We start from the raw sequence: 26832 nt of genomic DNA, 5'->3' as shown, positions 1-26832 counted from the left end.
TTCCATCGCTTGCCACACAAACGCACAGAGTCAACAGCAGGACGACCGTTATCTTGGCAATAAAGATGGGCGACCTCATCACGGATAAATTCAAAATCAATGGCTTTGGCGACCTTGCGAACAAGATGGTCTTTGGGAACCAGCTACTCAAGACTTATCATCTCGAGCTCATATTGGGGAGAAGGGGGATTTTTAAGCATAGGCATTTCCTTTTTTCGATATGCCTATTAGATCAAACCTCTAGAGAGATGTCCAGAGGTTTGTCAGCGGTCTGAGCACTCCTCGGAGTGCTTTTTGTTTGAGCCCTTTACGAACGTTTCATAATCTCAAAAAACTCATCGTTCGTTTTTGCAACGCCCAGTTTATCAATTAACCATTCGATCGCTTCAACTTCGCCCATTGGGTTAAGTACTTTACGTAGCATCCATGTTTTTTGATGCTCTTCCGGTGTCATGAGTAAGTCATCTTTACGTGTACCAGAACGATTAAACTCAATTGCAGGGAAAATACGGCGTTCAGAAATTTTACGAGAAAGGTGTAACTCCATATTACCTGTTCCTTTAAACTCTTCAAAAATGACTTCGTCCATTTTTGAACCCGTATCGACTAATGCTGTTGCAATAATGGTTAAACTACCGCCTTCTTCCACATTACGAGCCGCACCAAAGAAACGTTTAGGACGATGTAAAGCATTTGCATCCACACCACCGGAAAGAATTTTACCTGATACAGGTGTTACAGTATTGTAAGCACGAGCTAAACGCGTAATAGAGTCTAATAAAATCACGACATCTTTCTTATGTTCAACAGAACGTTTGGCTTTTTCGATAACCATTTCTGCAACTTGAACATGGCGAGTTGCCGGTTCATCAAAGGTGGAAGCAATCACTTCGCCACGAACAGTACGTTGCATCTCTGTTACCTCTTCAGGACGCTCATCGATTAGAAGAACAATCAATTCACATTCTGGGTGGTTGTGAGTAATGCTTTGCGCAATATTTTGTAGAAGTACCGTTTTACCCGCTTTTGGTGGCGCTACGATTAACGCACGTTGCCCTTTACCGATTGGTGCTGCTAAGTCTAAGATACGAGCGGTTAAATCTTCGGTGGAGCCATTGCCACGTTCCATACGTAGACGAGAATTTGCATGAAGAGGGGTTAAGTTTTCAAAGAGAATTTTACTGCGAGAAACTTCAGGTTTATCGTCATTGACTAAATCGACTTTCAGTAACGCAAAATAACGTTCACCTTCTTTTGGTGGGCGGATTTTACCTTCGATTTTGTCACCAGTTTGAAGATTGAAACGACGGATTTGACTTGGGGAAACATAGATATCATCAGGGCCTGCAAGGTAAGAACTATCGGCAGAACGGAGGAAACCAAAACCATCAGGTAAGATTTCTAACACGCCTTGACCGAAAATGTCTTCACCACTTTTTGCGTGTTGTTTCAAAATGGCAAAGATAATATCTTGTTTGCGTAAACGAGCTAAGTTTTCTAGCCCCATTTGTTCTTCACCGATACGGACAAGTTCCGATACGGGTGTATTTTTTAACTCTGTAAGATGCATAGAAATAATAATTGTGTTATTTAAAGATTGGATTAAAACAGGTTAATTCAGATTTGTTTGTATGAATTGTGATGGCGAAGAATACAGCGAAAAGGAAAATTTTGCAAATTTTTTCTGCCTTATTACCGCTTGTTTGTGTGAAAAAGGGTAAAATAGTTGAAAAAAGGGGAAAAAATGGCTGATAATATCAATGAAGTTCGCTTGGATAAGTGGCTATGGGCGGCATGCTTTTACAAAACTCGTTCAATTGCAAAGGCGATGATTGAAGGTGGTAAAGTTCATTACAATGGGCAACGGGCTAAAACCAGTAAAATTGTCGAAGTCGGGCAATAATTAAATTACGTCAAAGCAACGATGAAAAAGAAGTTGTTGTCACTGTGTTGAGCGATCAACGACGTGGTGCGCCTGAAGCACAACTGCTTTATCACGAAACAGAAAAAAGTATTCAAGAACGAGAAAAATCGCCTTTGCCCGTAAAGCAAATGCGTTATCGATGCCACACCCCGATCGTCGCCCAAATAAAAAAGAGCGATGGGATTTGATTAAATTCCAAACTCTTTGGGACCTAAATAACCCTAATCAATAAATTGTTTTCTTTTTATTCAAACTATGTTCTAATACACCCCAACAACATCTCCGTAACATTTGTATTAAGGTTTAATCAATGTTTAGTGGTCTTTTTATCGGGATACTTCTCGGCTTTTTCTTACAACGCGGGCAATTTTGCTTCGTGTCTGGTTTTCGCAACATTTATACCCAGCGAAACTTCCGTTTTTTTACCGCATTGTTAATTGCGGTGTCTATCTGTAGTGATCAGCTAATTCAACAGTCCCCGATAAGTTTTTTCAGCTAAAATCGGGGGCAAACCTTGATTATAGCTATGTGGGCGAATGTGGTTGTAGTACATCACATAATCTTTCACATCATTGACCGCACTTTCAAAATCAACATAACCACCATATGCCATCCACTCATATTTAAAACTTCTAAACCAACGCTCCATCGGGGCATTATCCCAGCAGTTGCCCCGTCGGCTCATACTTTGTGTTAACTTGTGGTTTTGTACACATTGGGTAAATTGCTTACTCCCATAAATACTGCCTTGGTCTGAGTGAAACAGCATCGTTTTCGTACGTTTGGTCTGCAACATCGCGTGATTTAACGCATCGATAACCAATTGCGCACGTGGTGTCAACTCAGTTTCCAACCAACCACTTGGCGATTTAACAGGTTAATCACCACCGCTAAATAGCACCAAATGCCATTTACTTTGACGTACATCGTATCGCCACAAAGTACCGTGGTTTGTGCATTTGGCGTAAATGCTCGGTTTAAGTGATTGTCAAAAATTTGCCCTGTCTCTTTATTTCGGTTACGCCATTTTTGTGGTTGTTTGCTAAATAACCCCTGTTGAATCATTAGCTTGCGAATTAATGGCAAACCGGCCCGAATGCCTTTTTGTCTCAAACCTGATTGAACGGTTCGCTTACCAGCAGATTGACGGCTTGCATCAAAAATGACCTTGATTTCAATCGCAAGTGCGGTGTGTTTTTCGACCGCTTGTCGCCGTTTCAAACGCGCATAATAGGCACTTTCTGACACACCAAATAAGGCACACAAACGCTTGATGCCGTGCGATTTTAACGTCGTGACCGCTTGGTATCGTTGCTCTCGAGAGACATTAAAATCGCCGTAGCCTTTTTTAGAATTTCTTTATCCTCTTCCAGCTCTTTGATACGGTTTTCTAACTCTCGAATGCGTTGTTGTTCAGGGCTGATTGGCTTTGAGCCAAGCAACACATAGCCCAGACATTCCGCTTGAACTTGACTTACCCAGCGACGCAACGCTGTTTCACCGATGTCTAGCTCTTTGCAAGCTTGTGTAATAGAATATCCACGCTCGGTAATCAATTTTACCGCTTCGGCTTTAAATTCCGCACTAAAGGTTCTTCTAGGTCTTCGCATTTTTGTATCCTCATTTTGGTTAAATTTTACCACTTATTGAGGACTGCGGGATTAGTGTACCACTACAGGTGTCCATTTACACTTAAACTATAATAAGTCGCAATTCCTTCACTAAGCCCTAAAAAATTTTTCTTTTGAAGGGAAGAATTTGATACTTTATTATTTATAGCTAATGTTGGTTGCGATACTTTAGAGCTTTTAGCATTTGCGCTTGTGCAACCCGTAAGTAACGCCATTGTACCGATACTAAGTAATACGTAAGAAAATAATTTCATATCAAAGTAATATAGTAAAAGGATAAAATACGCATATTTTATACATTTAGATCATGTATATGACAATAATTTCGCTAGCGCTTGCGACTTTCGTTCAATTTCTTGCCATTCGGAAAGCGGTTCGGAATCTTGCACGATCCCAGCTCCGGCATAAAGGGTTACTTGATTTTGCTTAATTTGGGCAGAACGAAGGGTGACACAAAATTCAGCTTCGTCTTCTCCCAAAATACCCAGCGTACCGGCATACCACCCACGTGTGAAAGGTTCATTTTCAGCGATAAACTGTTTCGCTTTCGCTCGAGGCAAACCGGCAACGGCAGCTGTTGGGTGAATACGAATTAAACATTCACTATCCGAAATTGTTGGCTTTAAAACGGCCTGAATTTTACGGCGTAGGTGTTGTACATTGTGCAGGCGTTTGATTTCAGCTTTGCCGATCTCTATTTGTTCCACGCAATCTTCAAGATGGCGAGTAATATCGTCCACCACTAGCTGATTTTCATAGACATTTTTCGTGTCATTTAAAAGCCATTGGGCATTTTGTTCCGTTTGGGCTAAATCTTCCGTCACGGCAACAGTGCCGGCTAAGGCTTCCGTATAAAGATTTCTAGCTTGGCGTAAATATAATCGTTCCGGTGTTGAGCCAACAAAGGCGGTTTCGCTATTTTCTGCCCATAAGAAATGGTAGCAACCTAAGTTAATTTTTTGGCTTTGCTCTAATAATTCATAAGCGGAAATCGGTTTATCAAACGTTAAGCAAATTGCATTTGCCAGCACAACTTTACTAAAGTGCTGCGCCTGAATTTCATTGATAGCTTTATTGATATTTGCTTGCCAGCCTTCAAAATCACAAGCGGTTTTACGATCAATAAGTTTGTTTGCAAACGGTCTTGATGGTGGAGCTAGTTCATTTTGTTCTGCTAAAAATGGTGCAAAATAATCATCAAAATTAACCGCTTGAGAGGTTTCAGCGGATAAATCAAGATAAAAATAAGCGGTGAGATTTTGTTGTTCTTTTACCAATTTTAATCGAGGTAACACAAAGCAACATTCGCCTTCAAATTGTAATCCTCCGATGAGGGAAAAGTGCGTCTGTTGAATAAAAGCTTGCGCTGTTTCTAATTGTTGAAAGGTTTTTACTGCCCCTAGTGCAGTGATGGTTTGATCACGATCTCGATTTTTAAGGAAAAAATGCGGATAGATGTTTTTTTGTGCATTTAAGCCAGCTAAAAAAGCAACATTCTCATCAGATAAGCAAACAGAGGCTTGAAGTTCGATCAATCCTTGTTGAGATGCTTGTTTGGCAAGCTGTTCGCTAAGTTGTTGTTTTAATTGACTAAAAATTGACATAATCGGCATTTCTAAAAAATTAAAAAGTTATTTTTAAAAAAGGTCATTATTTTAGCCTATTTCCCCTTTTTTTTCCTCTAAAATCGGAGTAAAGTTCAACAATTCGTTAATGAAATGATAACAGGAAGAAAAAATGGAACGTTTCCCGAAGTCCGATAAATTAGCGCAAGTTCGCTATGATATTCGTGGCCCTATTCATAAAGAAGCCCTCCGTCTTGAAGAAGAGGGGAATAAAATTTTAAAGTTAAATATTGGTAATCCTGCTCCTTTTGGTTTTGAAGCGCCAGATGAAATTTTAGTCGATGTTATTCGTAACCTACCAACGGCACAGGGCTATTGCGACTCAAAAGGTTTATATTCTGCACGTAAAGCGATTGTCCAATACTATCAGTCTAAAGGAATGCGAGGTATGGATGTCAATGATGTTTATATCGGTAATGGTGTTTCAGAGCTGATTACGATGTCAATGCAAGCCTTATTAAATGAAGGTGATGAAATTTTAATCCCGATGCCGGATTATCCTCTTTGGACAGCAGCGGCAACTCTCGCAGGTGGTAAAGCGGTGCATTATCTTTGCGATGAAGAAAATGAATGGTTCCCAGATGTGGAGGACATCAAAGCCAAAATTACACCAAGAACTAAAGCGATTTTAGTTATCAACCCAAATAACCCAACGGGGGCGGTATATAGTCGAGCGGTGTTATTAGAAATTGCAGAATTGGCACGTAAACATAATTTGATAATTTTTGCCGATGAAATTTACGAGAAGATTATTTACGATGGTGCTGTTCATCATCATATTGCTGCTTTAGCGCCAGATGTTTTAACCGTTACTTACAATGGGTTATCAAAGGCTTATCGTGTGGCAGGCTTCCGTCAAGGTTGGATGGTATTAAGTGGTCCTAAGGCACTGGCAAAAGGTTTTATTGAAGGCTTAGATATGCTTTCTTCTATGCGTTTATGTGCAAATACGCCAATGCAGCACGCTATTCAAACTGCATTAGGTGGTTACCAAAGTATCAATGAATTTATTTTACCGGGCGGACGTTTACTCGAGCAACGTAATAAAGCATGGGAATTATTAGTGCAAATTCCGGGGATCAGCTGTGTGAAACCGAAAGGGGCGATGTATATGTTCCCGAAAATCGATACAGAAATGTATGGCATTAAAGATGATGCAAAATTTATTTATGATTTGCTTCAAGCGGAAAAAGTGTTATTAGTACAAGGTTCCGGTTTTAACTGGCATAAACCGGATCACTTCCGCGTGGTGACTTTACCTTATGTTCATCAGTTGGAAGAAGCCATCGGAAGACTGGCGAATTTCTTAAAAACATATCGTCAAGAGTAATCTCTTTTTTCATACAAAGCCCTATATTGTCTTATAGGGCTTTACTTATTTTCTTATCATATTGATATGCTTGGTGTATTTTGTTCTCTACTGGCTTCACTATTATTTGGTGGGCTTTACTATCTAGCAACTTGGCTACGCCCTTTGGAAGGGCAAGAAATCTTCGGATTTCGAATGTTGGTGACATTACCTTTTTTGTTTTTAGCGGTTTTTGTTCTTAAAAAACTGGCTGAATTTATCGCTTTTCTAAAACGGATCAGACAAGAACCTTACTTGATTTTAGTGCTGATTTTTACCGCTTTTTTTGTTGGGCTACAAATGTGGCTTTTCCTTTGGGCACCGAATAGCGGTAGAGCCATTGAAGTGTCTATCGGCTATTTATTGATGCCAATTATGATGGTAATTGCCGGAAAGTGGCTATATAAAGAATATCTCTCGGTTTGGAAATGGATTGCCATTATTTTAGCCAGCATAGGTGTGTTAAGTAATGTTATTCAGACAGGGGCTTTTTCTTGGGCGAGTGCTTTGGTATTAACGGGGTTCCCATTTTATTTTATGGTGCGCCGCAAATTTAATATAGCCCACATTCATAGTTTTATTTTAGAGGTCGTCATTTTAATACCGGTATCGCTTTATTTTATTTCGCCTGTCGATTTAAAACAGATTGAAACGGTAAATGAGTATATTTATTTTGCCTTATTTTTACTCGGTTTACTCAGCGGTGTTGCATTAATTTCCTACACAATGGCGAGTTATTTAGTCCCTTTTAATGTATTAGGGCTATTAGGTTATTTAGAACCGGTTACAATGATGGCAATTTCATTTTTTATTGGCGAAACGTTAAAGCCGGAAAGCTATATTTTGTTAATTTGTTTATCTTTTGCTATCTTATTTTTAATCATTGATGGAATATTGAATATTCTTAAACAGCAGAAAAAACGGAAGATGAAGCGATGTTAAAGGGTATTCTCTGTTGTATGGGGGCGAACTTTCTTTTTGGCATAGGGTATTACTTTGCTATTTTATTACGCCCATTAAATGGCGAAAGTATGTTTGGCTACCGCATTTTTGTGTTAGCGCCTTTTATTTTATTGGCAATTTTTTTATTTAAACAGACGGGGAAATTTACCGAACTTTGGCAAAAAATTAAGCAAAAACCATCGCTTGTATTTATTTTATTATTACTTGCATTGAATACAGGCGTTCAACTTTGGTTATTTCTTTGGGCACCTAATCACGGTCAAGCGTTAGAGGTTTCCATTGGTTACTTATTACTTCCAATTACAGCCGTGACCTTAGGAAAAATCGTATTTAAAGAGCAGTTTACAAGGTTAAAATGGCTGGCGGTCTTTTTTGCAGTTATCGGTGTTTTTTCAAATGTATTGCTAAGCGGAACATTCTCCTGGGCAACCCTTGTTGCAGGGCTAGGTTATCCGATCTACATTACACTTCGCCGCTATTTTGGTATTAACCACCTTGCCTCTTTTTTTGTTGAGCTTATTTTGGTTATGCCTTTTGCGCTTTATTTTATTTTGCAAACAGATATGCAACCGATTTTGGCGGAAAATCAATGGATCTATTATTTTCTTACTTTATTTGGTTTAGTTAATGGTGCAGCATTTATTCTTTATATCGCTTCAAGTAATTTATTACCCGTTAATGTATTAGGGCTTCTAGGTTATGTTGAGCCGCTTGTTATGTTATTTATTTCCTTTGCTATTGGTGAAGTTTTAGAAGCCAAATCATATTTATTGATGATTTGTTTAACCATTGCAATTTTATTATTGACCTTAGATAGTTTTAAGCAGAAGAAAAATAGTATTATGTAACTATTTGCAAATAATGAGGAATATTACCTCTCTCCCACAAGGAGCGAGGGTTAAGCTCTAGTACTGAGATAAAAAATAAATGAAATTCGTTCGAGTGGCTCTTCCAGTGCCGTTATACCGTTATTTTGATTACCTTTTACCCTCGACATTTTCTGTTTTGCAAGGGGCAAGAGTTGTTGTGCCTTTTGGGAAGCAAAAGAAAGTTGGAATTGTGGTTGATTTTCCGGAGCAGAGTGAGATTGCCCTTGAAAAATTAAAACCGATTGAAGCGGTTTTAGATCAAGAAGTCATTTTTAATGAGGAAATGTGGCAACTGCTTTTATGGGCTGCTCGTTATTATCACGAACCGATTGGAGAAGTTCTTAATTCAGCCCTACCTGTAAAATTACGCAATGGCGAAGCGGCGGAGATTAGCGTGCCTGATTATTTTGTGGTTAGCGAAAAAGGGCGTATGGCTTTACAACAAGGGGAATTAAGACGCGCGAAAAAACAAGAAATGCTACTACAAGCGGTCATTTCTTTTGAATTTTTTACCAAACCGGCAGACTGCACGCCCGTAACCTGGAAAGCGCTATTAGATAAAGGTTTTATTCAAAAGCAAGCAAGCTCTTACATTGCGCAAGATTGGCAAAAAAAATTGCAAAATCAACCGCTTGTCAATCAAAGCAACCGCCTTGTATTGAATAAACAACAAACGCTTGTGGTGAGCCGACTAAATGCTCAAAAAGACTTTGGTTGTTTTTTATTGAATGGCGTAACAGGCTCGGGGAAAACGGAAGTCTATCTCCAATTTATTGAAGAGGTATTGCAACGAGGTAAACAAGTTCTAGTCCTCGTACCAGAAATTGGCTTAACGCCTCAAACTATTCAACGCTTTCAAGCTCGTTTTAATGTTGAGATTGATGCTCTACATTCTCACCTTAATGAAACGGAGCGCCTCAACGTCTGGCTTCGTGCAAAATATGGCGAAAGTGCGATTGTTATCGGTACGCGTTCGGCGTTGTTTACCCAATTTAAAGATCTCGGTGCGATTATTATTGATGAAGAGCACGATCCTTCTTTTAAACAGCAAGAAGGCTGGCGTTATCACGCTCGGGATCTTGCTGTTATTCGAGCGAAATACCTTGATATTCCGATTGTATTAGGTTCGGCAACACCAAGTTTGGAGAGTATCCAAAATGTGAAGAATGGTAAGTTTTTCCCTTTAACCCTTTCTGCCCGAGCCGGTAATGCACAAAATGCGCAACAGCAAATCATTGATTTAAGAACACAACGAGTAAACGCAGGTTTATCTGAAAAACTTCTGGCAATGATGAAAAAGCATTTAGAACAAGGTAATCAGGTAATGCTGTTTTTAAATCGGCGAGGATTTGCCCCTGTTCTGCTATGTCATGAATGTGGTTGGGTTTGTGAGTGCGAAGCCTGTGATAAGCCTTATACTTACCATCAAAAACAGCGAGTTTTACGTTGTCATCACTGTGCTTCACAACGGGTTATTCCTCGCCAGTGTGGGCATTGTGGTTCAACGCACCTACTTACGACGGGGCTTGGTACGGAGCAGCTAGAACAGGTATTAAGTGAGCATTTTCCAAACTACCAAATTAGCCGTATCGACCGAGACTCAACGGCAAGAAAAGGTACGTTAGAAAAGCATTTAACTGATATTCAACAAGGAAAAAGCCAAATTTTGATCGGTACACAAATGTTGGCAAAAGGACATCATTTTCCTAATGTAACCTTAGTTGCCATTGTGAATGTTGATTCTGCGCTGTTTTCTACTGATTTTCGAGCTGAAGAACGACTGGCACAGCTTTATCTGCAAGTGTCGGGCAGAGCAGGACGAGCAGAGAAGCAGGGCGAAGTCGTGCTACAAACGCATTATCCGGAGCATCCATTACTGAAAACGTTGGTTGAACAAGGATATGAAGCATTTTCTGAAGAAGCCTTATCGATCAGACGACTAATGGCTCTGCCGCCTTTTTCTGCACAAGTGCTTTTTAAAGCGACAGGGAAAAATAGCGAACAAACCCAACAATTCTTGCAAAACCTAATGAGCTATTTAAAAGAAAAAGTGAATGAATTAGGCATGACGAATATGCAAATTCTACCGCCTTTTTCAGCACCTCTCGCGAAGAAAGCAGGGCATTACCGTTGGTTGCTTTTAATTCAACATGCTTCACGAGCCTCAATTCAAGCCTTGATGAACGCTTTTGATCAAGATCGCGATCAATATTGGAATCCTTCACAAATCCGCCTTGCGATTGATATAGATCCGTTGGAGATTGGGTAGAAATAAGGGACACATTGTGCCCCTTTTATCATTTAGAATTTATAACTTACTGTCGCATTTACTTTACGTTCTGCGCCGTAATAGCAGTAGTAATCGCATGCCGCAACATATTTACGATTGCCTACGTTATCCACATTAAGTTGTGCGCTCCAGTTTTGGTTGATTTGGTAACGAGCCATTAAATCGACTAACGTCACTGACGGTAAACGTGCATGTGAGTAAAGTGAACCTTTTGATGTTACGCTATGCCCTACATAACGAATACCTGCACCTACGGTTAAGCCGTTTAACATACCATTGCTAAACGTATAAGCTGTTTTTGCTGCAAGGGTATTTGTTGGAATTAACGGGCGGCGTGTTTTGGTTCCGGTTGAGTCCTTGCTTTCTGCTTTTGTGTAAGTGTAAGCTAAGGTTCCTGTCCAATTTTCGGTTAAGTTTACATCTGCCTGAAGCTCGAAGCCTTTACGATAAATTGGATCTTCATCACTCTCTGTTGAAACAGTGCCATTAGGTTGTAATTTACTTACTAAAGCATCGGTATCTTTCGCTCGGAAGCCTGCGATAGTAATCACACCATCTAGCCATGTTGGAAGGTATTTTACACCCACTTCATATTGGCGTGTGATGTTTGGATCATAAAGCGATTGGTTACCACTGATTCCAACAGGTACGGTAAAGGATTCACTGTAACTGAAATATGGATTAAAGCCGTAAGGTGCTTCATACATTATTGAGCCGGAATATGAAGTATGGTTATCTTTAACCGTTTGGGTTGAGGTATATTCATTTTGTTTTGCGCGATCGTGGCGAATACCTAACCCTACAATGAATTTATCCGCAATACGAGATTGGTTTTGTAAATATAAACCAAGTTGGCGAGATTTGATTGTTTGGTGATTACCAACTGGTGTTCCTGTTTGGTTCCATGTCGCTTGGTAGTTACGTAAGTTTTCAGTGAAGCCTAGCGCATAGAGATTATACATAGCATCAACTTTGTTGTGGCGATAATCGGTACCAACGACTAAGGTATTTTTTAACCAATCATTTTGGTAGTCCCAACTGAGGCGGTTATCTAAGGCGTGTGAAATCGCAGTCCCGTTATTATAAACGGTATTTGCCGTAACAAGATATCCTGCCGCACTCGGCGCTAATGGCGACCAATCTACCGCATAAGCTGACGGATAAATATAAGCACCACGGTGGTAGTTTTCTACATGGCTATAACGATAGCTTGAATTTGCACGCAAGCCGTTGCCAAAATCGTGACTTAATTCATAACCAAGACTGTATTGCTTGTTGGTTTCGTGATCGTTTACCGGATCGCCGAAATTCACATTACGGCTATAATAGCTACCATCTGGCAATGCACGTAATGTTCCTTCTTGAGGATAGAAGTTTGAACTCGGCGTACCGTAATCTTTTTGATAGCTGGTTAAAATGCTTAAGCGAGTACGATCTGAAATATCCCATTCTAAGGTTGGTGCAAGGTAGATCGTTTTATTTTCGGTATCTTTCCATTCGCCATCGGCGTGATTTAATGAGGCGACAATGCGATAACGTACGCTTTCATCATCGGTCATTTTTCCTGTGTAATCTGCGCCAAAACCATACAAGCGATTTGTACCGAAATTCGTTTTGAATTCGCCTTTACTGATTTGATCACGGTGTGCACGTTTGGTCACATAGTTAATTAAGCCACCTGATTGTGCTGCACCAAAAGTCATTGAGTCTGCACCTTTTGTTACTTCAACAGCTTCTAAGCCAAAACTTTCTACATAAGGCGTAAAGAAGCCATAACTGAAGGTCGGCAAGCCGTTTACTGCTTGTGAAACTTCTGCTCCACGCACACGGAACCAGTTTGTGTTGGTGTCGTTACCAAATACTTGATTCGCAAAACCTGCTTGGTAGCGACCGATTTCATCGACTTTTTTCACGTCTTGTTTATCTAACTCATCACGAGAAATAGCTAGCACTGATTTTGCTTGGTGTACAGGTACTTCACCCATTTTATACATCGAGCCACCACCAACAACCGCAACTTCATCTAACGCTGCAACATCATTTTTTGCAGGCTCATTTGCCATTGCATTACTTGCAATGGCAAGTAGTACTACTTGAGAAATTGTTGAATAAACAAATGTTTTTTTCATTTTAAAGTCCTTTGTGTTAATACCAAATTGTAGGGTGGGTCTTGACCCACCATCAGTTATATTCGTAAGTGGTGGGTCAAGACCCACCCTACAAATTTCTACACCCTTCTCACCATCAGTAAGAAATAAGTCCCCCCAATAAGCGTTGCCACTAAACCAGCCGGCACTTCATAAGGGAATAACATCTGTCTGCCGAGCCAGTCGGCAAACACCATAATCACACTGCCGAGAAGGGCAGAGATTAAAATCTGGGAACTCGCTCGATTTACGCCTAAAAAACGGGCGATATGTGGGACGAGCAAGCCGATAAAACTGAGCGGTCCAATAATCAATGTCGCTAACGCCGTCAGTAATGCGGTAAATAAAATCAAAATCCAACGAGTGCGTTTGAGGTTTAGCCCTAAGGCTTGTGCCATCGGGGCTTGTAGTGCCAGTAATTCAAGCCAACGGCTGAAAATCAGGCTAATCCCTAATAGAACAAGGCTTACAAAGAAAAACGGCACGGCAAGATCCGCCCCGATTTGTTGGGTTGAACCCGATGTCCACGCAATCAGTTGGTTCGCTCTTGGATCGCCACTGGCGATAGCAATACGTTGCAAAGTGTCAAACAGTGCTGATAAGCTGATCCCTGTGAGTAGTATTTTTTCGGGCAACATTCCGTTGCGTTGGTTGATTGCCATTAGCACCAATAAAGCCACAATCGCTCCAGCGATCCCTGCTAACCAATACCATTCTGTTTGAGCCGAGCTAGCAAGGAACAGTACAGCCAAAATCCCCATACTTGTACCAGATGACACACCAAGCAGTTCAGGGCTTGCCATCGGGTTGAGCGTTAAGCGTTGCAATAACACGCCAGCCACCGCTAATAAAATTCCGACAGAAAGTGCGGTCAAAATTCGAGGATAACGTAGCTCCACAAGCGGTGCGAAAAAGTCGTTAAATTCCAATAAAACCCAACCGCTTGTGCCTTTGCCTAGAGCAAGTGCGAGCCATAGCACGAGTGCAAAAACAAGCACAATCGGCAGTAAGGTGTAACGATGAAAACGGCGAGATAAGCGAGTAGAGGTTTCGGTCAAACGCCCTGTATTTGACAGCGAGCGGAACATCAGCCACAGCAGTAACGCTGTACCAAGCAGAGCCGTTACCGCTCCGGTCGGCAAGTTAATTCCTTTAAAATGAGCAAGCAGTTGGAGTAATAAATCCGTCATAGCAAGCAATAACGCGCCGACCGCAAATGCACCGAGCAACTGCCCTTTCAGCGTTCGTACACCAAGTTGGCGGATAATGGTGGCGGACGCTAGCCCGATAAAACCGAGCATACCGACACAACTGACCACCGCCGAAATCATATAAGCACTGATAAACACCCCGAAAAAACGCAGGCGATTAACCGGCACCCCAAGGCTTTGGGCATTGCTGTCGTTTAATGCAAGTATGGTAAGCGGACGAAGCAACATTGCAATTAATCCGCCACAAATGACCGCTTGTATTGCCAAGAATTGCGGATCTCGCCAGCTCTCTTGAGCCAAAGAGCCTGCTCCCCATTGTGCCAAGCCCCGAGCTTCTTCAGGGTAAAACAACATCATCAAAGCAGAGAATGAACCAAAATAGAGATTAACCACCAAACCGGCCAAAATCAGCAACAACGGTGATATTGTTTTTCGCATTGCCAAAGTTAAAACAAGGATCAGGCTCAAGCTTGCCCCAACTAATGCAATGGCACTTGAGCTTATATCTAACCAATTCGGCATAAAAATAGCAGTGATAAACAGGGCAAACTGCGAACCGGCACTGATCCCTAGCGTATTATCGGAAGCCAATGGATTTGCCATCACTTGTTGCAATAATAAACTCGCTAAACCGAGCATTCCACCTGCCAATAGGGCAATGGCAATGCGTGGTAGGGTGTAGCTTTGAATTAACAAAATATCCAGATTGTTACTGGCTTGAAATAGGCTAACGAGGGATTGCTGTTCAGGCAGTTGCACGCCGAGTAACCACATCATCAGCCCGATAAAACACGCAGACAGTAGAACAAACAACATCTGTGGACGATTTACCATTGTTCTCCCCCGTGAATTAAGCCGTTTGCCAACACTTCCGCAAAGCGTTGAGCCGATGGAATAGCCCCGAACGTCCAGACTTCAGGCAAAATCAGCGGATCTTTCGCCATTGCTAATTTTTGCCATAAGGTGTTGTATTTCAAAGCAGAACGGATATTTGACGGGTAAGGTTTAACCACCACAAAACGGCTCTCAGGCGGTAATTTCGCCAGTTGGGTCACTTCGATAACTTCAAAGCCCCAGATGTTATGCTTGCCTTGCCAGCTGTTTTTAAACCCCAGTTGCGACAGCACCGCACCAAACGGACTATTTTCTGCATAAACTCGCAGATGGCGTGTGTCGATAAACTGTACCAACAGCACTGGGCGCTCGGTAAAAGGTTGGACAAGCGGTCGGATTTCGGCAATTTTTTGCCAATACTTATCCAATAAACGATCCGCCTGTTCAGGCTTTTCAATAATGTCTGCAATTTGCTTGGTGGCATCAACCACGTTTTGCCACGCTTCGCCTTCTTTATAGAAATCGACCAAATGCACCTTACCGAATTTTTCCAACATCGGCGTGGCAGACGCATAAAACGAAGAGTTGATAAACAGCAGAGGTTGTGCGTCTCGTTGTGTCGAAAGTTGCCAAAGCTGTTCAGGGTTCGGTTGTAAACGGATACCAAGATCGAGTGTATGTTCAGGTAGTTTTGGTTCCGATACCCAAACTTTGTAATTTTTTGCATCGCCAACGGCTTTGGGGTGTTCATCAAGAGCAATCAAGGTTTCCGCTACCGTCCAATCCAATGTTGCCAAACTGCGTTGCGGTTCGCCTGCGAATAGGGGATTTGCAAAAAAGAGGGAGGAAATGATCGCTTGTAGCCATTTTCCCCTCTCCCGCAAGCGGGAGAGGGTGGAGAAAATTCTACGAATTTTCGGAGGGAGAGGGCAATTTCCCCTCTCTCTGATTTCCGCAAAGCCGTTACTTTGCGGAAATCTGTCTCTCTCCCGTAAACGGGCGAGAGGGTTATTTATCAATATCTTCATACTAATAAAAACTCACTGGTCTGCCCGTTTCGGGGTGGTTGATCACATTCAGCTCAATGCCATAAATCGCCTTCAAAGACGGGGTATTGATGATTTGTTGAGAATTGCCTTCGGCAAGCAATTTACCACTATGCAAGGCGACAAGATGATCGCAGTAGCGAGAAGCAAGGTTAATATCGTGGATCACAATAATCACACCCAAATGAAGCTCTCGGCTCAATGTGTGGATCAGCTCCATCACTTCCACTTGATGAGCAATATCTAACGCTGCCAAAGGTTCGTCTAGCAGTAAAAATTGACTTTGCTGTGCCAACAACATTGCCAGCCAAATGCGAGAACGCTCGCCACCCGATAGTACATCGACCAACTGATCGGCAAATTTTTCCGTATGGGTTAAAGCCAAAGCTCGCTCAATCGCCAGCTTGTCTTGAGCCGTTTGACGACCAAAAAGCCCATTCCACGCATAACGCCCCATTGCGATCAGCTCTTTGGCGGTTAGGTTAGTGGCTTGGGGAAGATGTTGCGGAAGATAAGCGACACGTTTGGCAAACTCACGGTTTGACCAAGCGTCAAGCGGTTGGTTATCAAAAAGAATTTCACCCGATGAAAGCGGTTGCTGTTTGGCAAGCAATTTGATTAACGTGGATTTGCCCGAACCGTTATGCCCGATCAATCCATACACTTTTCCTTGTTCAAATTGCACCGAAATCGGCTGTAACAACGTACGATTTGGAATGGCAAAACTTGCCTGTTTAACCACAAACATAAAAACCCGAGTGAAATGTAAAACCTAAATAGAGAAGCATTCTAATTGTAAATTATTCTCATTAAAATAGATTTTACATTTCTTTTGCGATTTTATGATGAGTTTGTTGTTTTATTATGCAATTTTATCGAGCTATTTTTCTTTCCAATAGCCGAGCCATTCTTTTAGGAACAGCATTATATTATCCATTGCACCCGATTGTGGCACAAAGTACATAAAATTAATATATTCAGAAGGTGTTTTACCATAGCCAACCCCAGCAGGTAATACGTGAAAACCTTGTTGTTCAAATAACAGTTTGGCGCGCTGCATATGCCAATTTTGAGTGACAAGAACAATGGTGTTGATACCTTCTTTTTTTAAGATATCTTTCGTATATAAAGCATTTTCTTTTGTCGTTTTTGCTTGGCTTTCAATCCATTTTGTCGGGACATCAAAAAACTGTTTAAATTCCTTGGCAATGATTTCAGCTTCTGAATTTCCGTTTGGCGCAGAGCCTGTCGCTAAAATGGGTAATTGTGTTTCTTTATGTAAATAAGCGGCATAACGCATACGCTCTAGCTCATTATTCGTGACAGTTAATTTTCCGTATAACTCGTTGCTATCTCGCAAGCCACCACCTAACACAACAATGGCTTGTGCTTGTCGATAATCTTGTAATGTTAAAGTGTTTTCTTTAACTAAAGAGTTACTTAGAAGTGTTGCCATAAACGGCGTACTAAAGAGATAAAGCAATGTAATGCCGAGAATAGTTAAACTTCGGCTGATTTTTTTGTAGTGCAAGCGGTAAAAAATCAGAGATAAAATCCAAATTACCGCAATGTTAAAGGGCGGAAGAACCATTGCAGTGAGAATTTTTGTGAGATAAAAAAGCATAGAGATCCTTTTAATTTTTTAGCGTATTTTGCGTGATTTATTGCTAAAATGCACCATTATTTTTTACCCCTTGATTAAGGGAACAGTTTTGACTCGGGTTTGTCTTATAGACGTTTACTTTTTTAGGATTTTATTAACATATGAACTCAGTACTTTTATCTTTAAAACAAGAATTAAAACAGATTGAAGAGTGCATCATTGATAAAAATGACGTGCTGTATTTCGATTATCCCTTACACCTCAATGTTGGTGATTTACTGATTTATGCCGGCACAGAGCAGTTTTTCAAAGATTATCAAATCAATATTCGTTTACGCCGTTGCTTACAAGCATTTGATTTAGCCGAAGCCAAAAAATTCGTTAATAAAAATACAACGATTTTGTGTCATGGTGGCGGCAATTTTGGCGATCTTTATCCAAGTATTCAAAAAATGCGTGAAGATATTGTGCGTGAATTTCCTAATAATCGGGTGATTTTATTACCTCAAACGGCGCATTTTTCAAATGATGAAGCGATGAAAAAATCAGCGGCAATTTTTGCCAAACACCCTGATTTACATCTGTTTTCTCGTGATACAAAAACGTTTGAACTCATGAAAATGCATTTTTCGGATAAGGTTAAATTATCGCCGGATATGGCTCATCAACTTTATGGAGCGCTACCTCAAAAAGATTTAAGCCAAGTTAATGGACAAACACTCTATTTTTTACGTAAAGATATCGAGAAGAGCCATATTGAATCTGAAATCCAAGCGACTTTACCAAATTTAGATAATGTAAAAGATTGGGAAGATATTTTATTACCACGTGATATGAAATTTGAGCTTTGGTGTAGCCGTATTTCAAAATTAGCAAACCGTTTCCATTTAGCGTTCTTGAAAAATAAAATTAACGATTTATGGTATCAGCATTCAATGCAAGTAATTCAACGCTGCCAAACGATTTTTTTAAGTTATGATCGTGTCGTAACAAGCCGTTTACATGGGCATATTTTCTCTTGCTTGTTAGGATTACCAAATGAAGTATGTGATAACTCATATGGTAAAAATACAGGTTATTATAATCAATGGGCGAAAGAAATTTCTTATACGAAATTATATGAAAAATAATCGACAACTTATTACGCTTATTGCAGTAACTATATTGAGTATGGGGCTGACGGTCGTTAGCTCCTTTATACTTGCACGTTTTCTTTCTGTTGATGATCGTGGTGCGCATCAGCTCTTTATTACAACAGTATCTTATGTTGTAACCCTTTCAACAGGGGGCGTAGGATTTGCTTGTGCATTATCTATGCGCAATAAGCAGTATTTAGGTTGGCGATTTTATTTTCTTTGTTTTTTGATTTTAAGTGCCGTTGTTGCAGCATTAAGTTGTTTATTATTTGATTTTACGGCATTTGAATTTCTCTTTATTCTCAATGTATTACTGACGGCAACTTTAACGATTACGCTTGAAAAAAGTAAAATTGAACCGACATTAAAGGTTTATCGAGCCCTGACTTTTCAGCAACCCGTGTTGTTGGTGTTGGTTTATGGTTTAGGTTATTTGTTTTTAGGTGAGCAACCACTTGAAGTAGCTATTTATCTTTTAACGCTTTTCAGCGCTATTCAAGCCATCGCTTGTTTATTTTATCTAACCAGATTAGAAAGCCAATTTGTAAAAACGCATGACGTCACTGAAATTGATCGGAAATTCTTTCTTAAAACGTGGTTTAAGCAGAATTTATATCAAACTTTTGGGGCAACGACTTCCAGTATTGATAAATTTTTAATTGTGTCTTTATTAGGAAATTATGTTTTAGGGCTTTATACAGTTTGTATTATTTTTGATGCATTGGTCACGAAATTTATTAATATGTTAAGTGACTATTATTACTCAGGCTTATTAAATCATGTAAATCGACTTAAATCAGTACTCATTATTGTCTTTTTAATGAGCGTTGCAGCAATTGTTTTAGTGCCATTATTAGCGGAACCTGTGATTCGCTTTTTCTTTAGTACGAAATATGTTGAAGTTGCCCCGGTGTTAATTTGGTTTATTCTAAATTCTATTATTGCAGGCTTGTCGTGGATCTTGTCGCAAAATATGTTATTACAGGGTAAACAAATTCTATTAGCAACAAGGCAAGTTATCTCCTTAGTGATTTTTGTCGGATTATTCTTCTATTTAAAAGAATACCAGTTATATGGTGTAGCCTATGCCTTTATTGGGGCGAGCATGACCCGTTTAATTATTTCAATCGTATATTATTTTAAATATCCGGTGAAATTATCAAAAGCAGAGTAAAAATGAAAAAATATTTAATTTCTTTAGAAAAAGATGTACAAAGACGTGAGCTCTTTTTCTCTCAACCCGATACGCAAGATTTCCAAATCTTCAGTGCAATCAATACTATGAGTTTATCATCAGAAGAATTGGCAAAAATGTTTGATGTTACTCAATTTGAGCAACATTACCACCGCGCCGTGACCAAAGGTGAAATTGGTTGTACCATGAGCCATTTAAAGGTTTACCAATGGATTGTTGATGATGAAAGCATTGCAGAAGAGGATTATGCTTTGGTTTGTGAGGATGATGTTCTCTTTTCGGCAAATTTTAATGAAAATTTGACCGCTTTATTAAATGAAAAACTGACAGCAGATATTGTATTAGTCGGGCAATCTAAAATCCCCACTTTTGATGATGTCGAGTTAAGTATCAATTACCCAACAACCTTTAAATGGATGCAGAAAAAGATTGGGCAAACAGACTATTGTTACGCCTATCCTTATAAGAATTATTTTGCCGGCACAGTGGCTTATTTAATTAAAAAATCAGCAGCACGCCGTTTCTTAATGGAACAACAAAAAGCATTACCTTTTTGGTTGGCTGATGATTTTATTTGGTTTGGCGAAAAATTTGATATGGATATTTTGGTGGTACGTCCATTAATGGCAATTGAAAATCCAACATTAGTGAGTAATTTAGAAACATTACGTGGTTCGCTCAATAATAATATGTTGAAAAAATTATTGAAATTTCCATTGAAAAAGCTTCTTGCAATTAAGAGAAATTTATAATGTCTGCTTTAGTCAATTTATTTTATTTATACGATCCTTGGTTTTTCCATGTGATACGTATGAGCTTGCTATTCGGCGTTCTTGCCATGTTATGGTTCGGTTATAAGTGGTATAACAAAACACAAACGCAATTTGTGATTCCGGTCGATAGCTTAATTGTTAGCCTTGCATTAATCGTTTTATCGATTATTCCTCTTCTCATCAATGGTACTCGAGAATTAGGCGTCATTAGTATGTATGTAAAATCCTTTATCGTCTTTTGCTTCGGTATTGTGATTTACAACGTGTTTTATTTAAATACTGAAAATAAGCCACAACTTCTTCGTGATTTGAATATTGGCATTTCCATTCAAGGTGTTGTTGGTATTTTAGCGTTACTTGGTGTGCCATTTGTGGTGGATTTAGCGATTAACACAAACTCTGTAATGGGGGGGCATTTGCCTCGTTTTATTGGCTCGGAGCAAGAATACCGCCTTTATAATTTAACTTCATCGGCATTTTTCCCATTAAGTGCTTTTTATTTAATGTTGTTACATTTTATTTTAGCGGTGCATGCAAAAGCTAAGCCACTCGGTAATGTGTATCTCTTTTTATTGCTGTGTATCGGATTAATTTCAGGGCGTACATTTTTAATTTTTTCTGCTGTAAGTATTTTTATTTATTTTCGTATTCGTTATCTTCCGGCACTTGTTGCATTTGGATTATTATGTTTGGGTCTAGCTTATTTTTACCCAACGCATCCTTATGTTGAACATGCCTTAGAACCATTGATTAATTTATTTTATGGTAATAATTTAAGCTCCTCAACAGACACACTATTAAATAAGCATTTATTTATGCCGGAATTAAAACAGTTAATGATGGGAGATGGCTTATATTATCAACCAAATGGTTGGAGTTATTATGGTGGCTCTGATTCAGGCTTTATTCGTCAAGCATTATATGGTGGTGTAGGCTATATTGTTGTTTGTTTCTTATTTACGGCTTATTTTGTGAAACGTGTAGCCGATAATTGGTTTAATGGCAGTTGGATTTATATTTTATCAACACTGTTTTTATTGAGCGTATTGAATATAAAAGCAGATACTTATGCTTATCCCGGGCTAATGACGACCTTTTTAATGTTTATTTCTTTATTTGGAAATAACGGAAAATTAAAAATCTTTGAGAGAAAATAATGTTTAGTATTATTGTGCCTTCTTATAATCGTAATGCAGAAATTCCTGCATTATTGGACAGTTTAACGAAGCAAACGGTTAAAAATTTTGAAGTTATCATTGTTGATGATTGTTCGCCTCAACCGCTCAAGGTCGATCAAGCGTATGATTTTGAGGTAAAAGTCATTCGTAATGAAAAGAATAAAGGCGCAGCAGGAAGCCGTAATGTTGGGGCTGAAAATGCTTCGGGAGAATGGTTACTTTTTCTTGATGACGATGATCGCTTTGCGGATAACAAATGTGAGTTATTGGCGAAAGCCATTACGGCACAACCAGACGGCAATTTTATTTATCATCCGGCGAAATGCGAGATGGTTAATGAAGGTTTTAGCTATATCACAAAGCCGATTACACCGGAATACTTAACACTAGATAATATTCTCTTAGCGAATAAAGTGGGCGGAATGCCGATGATTGGCATTAAAAAAGCTTTTTTTGAACAGCTGGGTGGATTAGCGACAGATTTAAAATCGTTGGAAGATTATGAATTTGTGTTGAAAGTTGTTTCAAATGCGGAATTGAAAGCGATTTTTGTAGATCAAGCACTCAGTATTTGCGGATTCCATACAAAACGATCCAGTGTTTCAACCAATACAACAAATACAGAAAAAGCGATTGAGCAAATTCAGCAAAAATATGTCAAAACACCAGAACAGCAGAAGTGTTTTGCGCTTAATTCGCTTTATATGTTGGCTTATCCGTGTGCGATGAATTTATCACGCCAAGCGGCAAGTTATTATTTCAAGATGTTTAAACTAAGTCATAGTTTCAAACATCTGATTATTGCGTTGGTGACATTTATTTCACCTAAGTTAGCAATCAATATGAAAAGGTTTATTTAATGAAATTTTCGGTCTTAATGTCGTTATATACGAAAGAAAATCCTCAGTTCTTACGTGAATGTTTTGATAGCTTGAAAGCACAAACAGTACAAGCAGATGAAATTGTTGTGCTGTTTGATGGACCTATTACTCCAGAACTGGATGCAGTTGTGAAAGAATATGAAACACAATTACCAATTAAAGCGGTTCGTTTTCCTCAAAACCGAGGTTTAGGAAAAACACTCAATGATGGATTAAACTATTGCTCACATGAGTGGGTTTTCAGAATGGATACGGATGATATTTGTGTGCCGGAACGTTTTGAAAAACAAGTGGCTTTTATTGAACAAAATCCTGAGACCATTATTTTTAGCGGGCAAATTGCAGAATTTGGTAAGCATATTCAAGATATTGTAGCTTATCGCCATGTACCGACCGATAGCAAAGAAATCATTAAATTTACCCGCTTGCGTTGTCCATTTAACCATATGACCGTAGCTTATCAAAAATCGAAAGTATTAGAATGTGGTGGTTATCAAGGGCTACAAGAAGACTATACGCTCTGGATCAAAATGGTGGCGACAGGGCTAAAAGTGGCTAACTTACCGGATATTCTTGTGTATGCACGAGTAGGAAACGGTATGGTTGGTCGCCGCCGTGGTATGGGACAATTTAAATATGAGTGGGAGCTTTACAAACTCAAAAATCAATTGCATATCCATGATCCGCTAAGTGGCTTTGCAATCTTCTTAATGAGAGCTATCCCAAGAATTTTACCATTAGGTATGCTAAAAGCGGTTTATGGATTGTTAAGAAAATAAAGTAAAGTTACTGATTTAAAAGGGCATAATAGACAAAGTATTGATAAAAACTATCTTAAAGCATTTATAAAGCAAGGAATCAAGCTGATATCTACTATGCCCGCTAAATTGAGAACTTACATCTCGTTTAACACTGCTCTCAACACTGATACACCCTGCTCAATTTGTGCATCGCTGATGATTAACGGTGGTAATAAGCGCAACTTTGTTTTTGCGGTTAAAAATAAAACGCCTTTTTCAATTGATTTTGCCACCACATCTGCGGCTTTGATGTTTTCTTCAAATTCAATGCCGAGCATCAAACCTAGACCCGAGACCGATTTTACATGAGGTAAATCTACCAACGCTTGACGTAACTTTTCGCCTTTACGGCTCACTTCTGCTAAAAAGTGATTATCTATTTTAGCCAACACCGCATTTGCCGCCGCACAGCTTACCGGATTTGCGCCAAAGGTTGAGCCGTGGTCGCTTTTTCCAAGTGTATTTGCCACTTTTTCGCCTAACACAAACGCCCCTATTGGCAAGCCGCCCCCTAAGCCTTTTGCTAAGGTAATAATATCAGGTTGCAACCCAAATTGTTGGTAAGCAAATAAAGTGCCGGTACGCCCAATCCCTGTTTGAACTTCATCAATAATAAAAACGATATCTTGCGATTGGCATAGTTTTTGCACTGCTTGCATATAATCTGCCTCTAACGCACAAACGCCACCTTCTCCCTGTACCACTTCTAAGATAATGGCACAAACATCATTTTCTTTTAAACGTTGTTCAAGCGCTTGAATATCATTTGCCGGTGTATGCTCAAATCCTTGTGTGAATGGGAAGAAATGTTGATGGAAAACATCTTGCCCTGTTGCCGCTAAGGTTGAAATTGTTCGTCCGTGAAAAGAATTGACTAAACTTAAAACCGTTGCTCTGCCTTTGCCATATTTATCATGACTATATTTACGAGCTGTTTTGATTGCACCTTCATTCGCTTCCGCCCCGGAATTAGCAAAAAATACACGTTTTAAACCGCTTGCATTGACCAATGTTTTAGCAAGCTGTGCCGAAGGCTCAGTAAAAAAGAGGTTAGAAGTATGCGCTAATTTACCGGCTTGATTAACAACAGCCGACAACCAATCTTCATCTGCCCAACCTAAGCTATTTACCCCAATACCGCTAGTAAAATCGAGATATTGCTTTCCGTCAAAATCCCATACATCACAACCTTTACCGTGTGAAAGAGCTAAATCAAAACGCCCATAAGTTTGGGCAATATAATCGTGATCTAATTGTTTGATGTCGTTATTTGTCATTTTCTTTTTTCCTTATTGCGTCTAAAGGCTTTTTTCTGTTATTTGTTACACAAGTATTCTTTCGTTTTGTTTTTTTCCGTTTACGGATGAAGCAAAAGTTTAGATGAAATTGCTTTTATCTAACCGTTCCATAATCACTCTTTTTTATAAAACCTTGTGCCGTTTTTACCACCAAATAATGCCACAAGAATGGCGTGTTCGATACGTCCGTCAATAATATTGGCTTCAATACCACCAGCATTGATGAAGTCGGTACAGCAAGCAATTTTCGGGATCATTCCACCTGCAATAATGCCTTGTTCGATCAGACCTTGTACCTCGCTTACTTCCACTTCAGGAATAAGAGTTGCTTCATCGTAGCGATCTCGCAATAAACCGGCAATATCAGTCATATTTACCAATTTCTCTGCTTTTAAAGCAATAGCAATTTTGCTTGCGGCTGTATCTGCATTGATGTTATAAACGACTCCGTTTTCATCGACACCTACCGTAGAAACCACGGGGATAAAGCCATTTTCCAATGCCATTTTCAATGTATCAGTATTTACGTGCGTAATTTCGCCAACAAAACCATAATCAACTTCATCTTGGAGCTTTTCACACAGCAACATATTGCCATCAATGCCACAAAGCCCAATCCCTTTCCCTCTTAATAAGGCAACGAGGCTTTTATTCACTTTTCCGGCTAGCATCTGTAATACGACATTGATTGTATCTTGATCGGTAACTCGTAACCCATTGATAAATTGTGGCTCTTTCCCTAACAGTTTAACCCCTTGAGAAATTTCAGGTCCACCACCGTGAACCAGTACAACTTTTACTCCCAGTTGGTTAAGTAAGAAAATATCTTGCATTACGGCTTTTTTTAAAGCTTCGTTAATCATCGCATTACCGCCGTACTTCACGACAATCGTTTTATCCTGCCATTGATTTAAATAAGCGGTCGATTTTTCTAATAAATTTGCAAGTTGATGGATTTCGTTGGTTTGCATATTTTCCTCGAATAAAATTTCAAATTAAAGGGCTAATCCTGCCGTTTCTTCACGCCCTAACATAATATTCATACATTGCACCGCCGCACCTGAGGCCCCCTTGCCCAAGTTATCAAAACGTGCAGCTAAAAGAACTTGGGTTTCATTGCCATAAACAAAGATTTCTAAATTATCTTTGCCCGTTAGTTGATTTGCGGCAAGCATACCGTCTTCAGGTAATGTCGCAAATGGATGTACGTGAATGAGTTTACTGCCTTGATAATACTCCGCAAAGCAATTTGCAATTTCTTCGCCGGATTTGACCGCTTGTAACGCTGACATCGGGAGCGGAACCGTAACCAACATACCGCTATAATAATCGGCAACGACCGGCGTAAAAATCGGTGGCTGTTGCGTGCCAGTGAGCGCTTGCATTTCAGGTAAATGTTTATGTTTAAGGGCTAAGCCATAAACACGTGGTGCAGCATATTTTTCTGCACGCTGTTCATCTTCATATTCGGCAATCATTGATTTTCCACCACCGGAATAACCCGTTAAAGAGTGACAAGAGAGTGGATAATCTGCCGGTAGAAGCCCTTTCTCAACCAATGGTCGCACCAATGCGATATAACCCGTTGCGTGGCAACCGGGAACAGCAACACGATGAGCGTTTTTGATTTTTTTTGCTTGTCCGCTCAATTCCGCAAAGCCATACACCCAATCCGGATTAACACGATGAGCTGTTGATGTATCACAAATTTTAGCGTGGCTTGGGGCGTGAGCGACCAATTCTTTTGACGCCTCGTCCGGCAAGCAGAGAAAAGTTAAATCCGCTTCTGCCACTTTTGCAACACGAGCATTGAGGTCTTTACGTTGCTCTTCAGGTAAGGTTAAAAGTTCAATATCTTCAGCATCAGCTAAGCGATCAAAAATGCGTAGTCCTGTTGTTCCCACTGCACCATCGACAAAAATTTTATATTTGCTCATTGTTCTTCCTTTTGTTTGTTTATACGAGCGTAGTTTATGCCTATTTTTTCTTAAACTCAAGCAAAATGAATAATTATTCATTTTTTATGAATTTTAATTCCAATGCAAGTGAAAAAAATCCCCTAGCCTAAGCTAAGGGATTA

24 protein-coding genes and 2 pseudogenes are annotated in these 26832 nt (G+C 39.7%); 12 read left to right on the top strand and 14 right to left on the bottom strand.

The window, feature by feature from the left end; genetic code table 11:
- Together AM305_RS13005 and rho are read right to left on the bottom strand one after the other, a co-directional pair.
- A partial coding sequence (locus tag AM305_RS13005) for a transposase (RefSeq protein ID WP_474362204.1) occupies positions 1 to 143 on the bottom strand: 143 nt, incomplete at its 3' end.
- Positions 144 to 307: 164 nt separating this feature from the next.
- Positions 308 to 1570 (bottom strand): transcription termination factor Rho, encoded by a 1263-nt coding sequence (gene rho / locus AM305_RS02315; RefSeq protein ID WP_005822772.1) that lies wholly within the window; start codon positions 1568 to 1570, stop codon positions 308 to 310.
- Between the two features lie 174 nt (positions 1571 to 1744).
- On the opposite strand from rho, the pseudogene hslR reads away from it, so the two are divergent.
- Together hslR and AM305_RS12710 are read left to right on the top strand one after the other, a co-directional pair.
- Positions 1745 to 2156, top strand: a pseudogene (gene hslR, locus AM305_RS02310) (ribosome-associated heat shock protein Hsp15).
- 78 nt (positions 2157 to 2234) lie between these two features.
- A pseudogene (locus tag AM305_RS12710) lies at positions 2235 to 2381 on the top strand (YeeE/YedE thiosulfate transporter family protein); the annotation flags it as partial.
- Positions 2382 to 2387: 6 nt separating this feature from the next.
- On the opposite strand, the gene AM305_RS12630 reads toward AM305_RS12710, so the two are convergent.
- From AM305_RS12630 to AM305_RS02290, 4 genes are all read right to left on the bottom strand, one after another.
- The gene (locus tag AM305_RS12630; protein WP_113680029.1) at positions 2388 to 2765 is read right to left on the bottom strand and encodes an integrase core domain-containing protein; all 378 of its coding nucleotides are present in this window, start codon (positions 2763 to 2765) and stop codon (positions 2388 to 2390) included.
- The gene (locus AM305_RS12150) at positions 2762 to 3190 is read right to left on the bottom strand and encodes an IS3 family transposase (protein ID WP_035293707.1); all 429 of its coding nucleotides are present in this window, start codon (positions 3188 to 3190) and stop codon (positions 2762 to 2764) included. Before AM305_RS12150 ends, AM305_RS12630 begins: the two co-directional genes overlap by 4 nt.
- A gap of 20 nt (positions 3191 to 3210) precedes the next feature.
- Positions 3211 to 3534 (bottom strand): IS3 family transposase, encoded by a 324-nt coding sequence (locus tag AM305_RS02295; RefSeq protein WP_005822766.1) that lies wholly within the window; start codon positions 3532 to 3534, stop codon positions 3211 to 3213.
- Between the two features lie 326 nt (positions 3535 to 3860).
- Positions 3861 to 5159, bottom strand: a complete 1299-nt coding sequence (locus AM305_RS02290) for an isochorismate synthase (protein ID WP_005822764.1) — start codon at positions 5157 to 5159, stop codon at positions 3861 to 3863.
- Positions 5160 to 5292: 133 nt separating this feature from the next.
- On the opposite strand from AM305_RS02290, the gene AM305_RS02285 reads away from it, so the two are divergent.
- From AM305_RS02285 to priA, 4 genes are all read left to right on the top strand, one after another.
- Entirely contained in the window at positions 5293 to 6510 is a 1218-nt protein-coding gene (locus AM305_RS02285; RefSeq protein WP_005822763.1) for a pyridoxal phosphate-dependent aminotransferase, read from the top strand.
- A 66-nt stretch (positions 6511 to 6576) separates the two neighbouring features.
- Positions 6577 to 7470 (top strand): EamA family transporter RarD, encoded by an 894-nt coding sequence (rarD, locus tag AM305_RS02280; RefSeq protein WP_035293705.1) that lies wholly within the window; start codon positions 6577 to 6579, stop codon positions 7468 to 7470.
- Positions 7464 to 8339, top strand: a complete 876-nt coding sequence (rarD, locus tag AM305_RS02275) for an EamA family transporter RarD (RefSeq protein ID WP_005822761.1) — start codon at positions 7464 to 7466, stop codon at positions 8337 to 8339. Before rarD (AM305_RS02280) ends, rarD (AM305_RS02275) begins: the two co-directional genes overlap by 7 nt.
- Positions 8340 to 8418: 79 nt before the next feature.
- Positions 8419 to 10629: a primosomal protein N' gene (priA, locus tag AM305_RS02270; RefSeq protein WP_005822760.1), complete on the top strand. Its 2211-nt coding sequence runs from the start codon at positions 8419 to 8421 to the stop codon at positions 10627 to 10629.
- Between the two features lie 32 nt (positions 10630 to 10661).
- Here the strand turns inward: priA and AM305_RS02265 are convergent, their stop codons facing one another.
- The 5 genes from AM305_RS02265 to AM305_RS02245 all read right to left on the bottom strand — a co-directional run bounded on the left by AM305_RS02265 (position 10662) and on the right by AM305_RS02245 (position 17512).
- On the bottom strand, positions 10662 to 12779 hold the full coding sequence (locus tag AM305_RS02265) for a TonB-dependent siderophore receptor (protein WP_005822759.1): 2118 nt from the start codon (positions 12777 to 12779) through the stop codon (positions 10662 to 10664).
- Positions 12780 to 12877: 98 nt separating this feature from the next.
- The gene (fhuB, locus tag AM305_RS02260; RefSeq protein WP_005822758.1) at positions 12878 to 14842 is read right to left on the bottom strand and encodes a Fe(3+)-hydroxamate ABC transporter permease FhuB; all 1965 of its coding nucleotides are present in this window, start codon (positions 14840 to 14842) and stop codon (positions 12878 to 12880) included.
- Positions 14836 to 15870, bottom strand: a complete 1035-nt coding sequence (locus tag AM305_RS02255) for an iron-siderophore ABC transporter substrate-binding protein (RefSeq protein ID WP_005822756.1) — start codon at positions 15868 to 15870, stop codon at positions 14836 to 14838. The genes fhuB and AM305_RS02255 overlap by 7 nt, the downstream gene beginning before the upstream one ends.
- 1 nt (position 15871) lies before the next feature.
- Positions 15872 to 16636 carry an ABC transporter ATP-binding protein gene (locus AM305_RS02250; RefSeq protein WP_005822755.1) on the bottom strand — a complete coding sequence of 255 codons (765 nt, stop codon included), beginning with the start codon at positions 16634 to 16636 and terminating at the stop codon, positions 15872 to 15874.
- Between the two features lie 132 nt (positions 16637 to 16768).
- Complete coding sequence (locus AM305_RS02245) at positions 16769 to 17512, bottom strand: YdcF family protein (protein WP_005822754.1); 744 nt, start codon at positions 17510 to 17512, stop codon at positions 16769 to 16771.
- 140 nt (positions 17513 to 17652) lie between these two features.
- Between AM305_RS02245 and AM305_RS02240 the strand changes: the two genes are divergently transcribed.
- Genes AM305_RS02240 through AM305_RS02215 form a run of 6 tightly spaced genes read left to right on the top strand, consistent with a single transcriptional unit; the run spans position 17653 to position 23433 of the window.
- Positions 17653 to 18621, top strand: coding sequence for a polysaccharide pyruvyl transferase family protein (locus AM305_RS02240; RefSeq protein WP_005822753.1), 969 nt, complete (start codon positions 17653 to 17655; stop codon positions 18619 to 18621).
- The gene (locus AM305_RS02235; RefSeq protein ID WP_005822752.1) at positions 18611 to 19801 is read left to right on the top strand and encodes a lipopolysaccharide biosynthesis protein; all 1191 of its coding nucleotides are present in this window, start codon (positions 18611 to 18613) and stop codon (positions 19799 to 19801) included. The genes AM305_RS02240 and AM305_RS02235 overlap by 11 nt, the downstream gene beginning before the upstream one ends.
- A 2-nt stretch (positions 19802 to 19803) precedes the next feature.
- A complete protein-coding gene (locus tag AM305_RS02230) occupies positions 19804 to 20574 on the top strand; it encodes a glycosyltransferase family 25 protein (protein WP_005822751.1) in 771 nt (256 codons plus the stop codon).
- Entirely contained in the window at positions 20574 to 21752 is a 1179-nt protein-coding gene (locus tag AM305_RS02225; RefSeq protein WP_005822749.1) for a hypothetical protein, read from the top strand. The genes AM305_RS02230 and AM305_RS02225 overlap by 1 nt, the downstream gene beginning before the upstream one ends.
- The gene (locus tag AM305_RS02220; protein ID WP_005822748.1) at positions 21752 to 22633 is read left to right on the top strand and encodes a glycosyltransferase family 2 protein; all 882 of its coding nucleotides are present in this window, start codon (positions 21752 to 21754) and stop codon (positions 22631 to 22633) included. Before AM305_RS02225 ends, AM305_RS02220 begins: the two co-directional genes overlap by 1 nt.
- Complete coding sequence (locus AM305_RS02215) at positions 22633 to 23433, top strand: glycosyltransferase family 2 protein (protein WP_005822746.1); 801 nt, start codon at positions 22633 to 22635, stop codon at positions 23431 to 23433. Before AM305_RS02220 ends, AM305_RS02215 begins: the two co-directional genes overlap by 1 nt.
- Positions 23434 to 23549: 116 nt before the next feature.
- On the opposite strand, the gene AM305_RS02210 is transcribed toward AM305_RS02215, so the two are convergent.
- The 3 genes from AM305_RS02210 to argC form a co-directional block, all read right to left on the bottom strand.
- On the bottom strand, positions 23550 to 24731 hold the full coding sequence (locus tag AM305_RS02210; RefSeq protein WP_005822745.1) for an aspartate aminotransferase family protein: 1182 nt from the start codon (positions 24729 to 24731) through the stop codon (positions 23550 to 23552).
- 134 nt (positions 24732 to 24865) lie between these two features.
- The gene (gene argB, locus AM305_RS02205; protein ID WP_005822744.1) at positions 24866 to 25723 is read right to left on the bottom strand and encodes an acetylglutamate kinase; all 858 of its coding nucleotides are present in this window, start codon (positions 25721 to 25723) and stop codon (positions 24866 to 24868) included.
- Between the two features lie 24 nt (positions 25724 to 25747).
- On the bottom strand, positions 25748 to 26689 hold the full coding sequence (argC, locus tag AM305_RS02200) for an N-acetyl-gamma-glutamyl-phosphate reductase (RefSeq protein ID WP_005822743.1): 942 nt from the start codon (positions 26687 to 26689) through the stop codon (positions 25748 to 25750).
- Positions 26690 to 26832: the final 143 nt, after the last annotated feature.

Origin of the sequence: Actinobacillus minor NM305, from assembly GCF_000175195.1 — a bacterium.
Classification (GTDB): domain Bacteria; phylum Pseudomonadota; class Gammaproteobacteria; order Enterobacterales; family Pasteurellaceae; genus Haemophilus_A; species Haemophilus_A minor.
The sequence above is the reverse complement of the archived record's forward strand: the minus strand, read 5'-3'. Positions and strand labels throughout refer to the sequence as shown.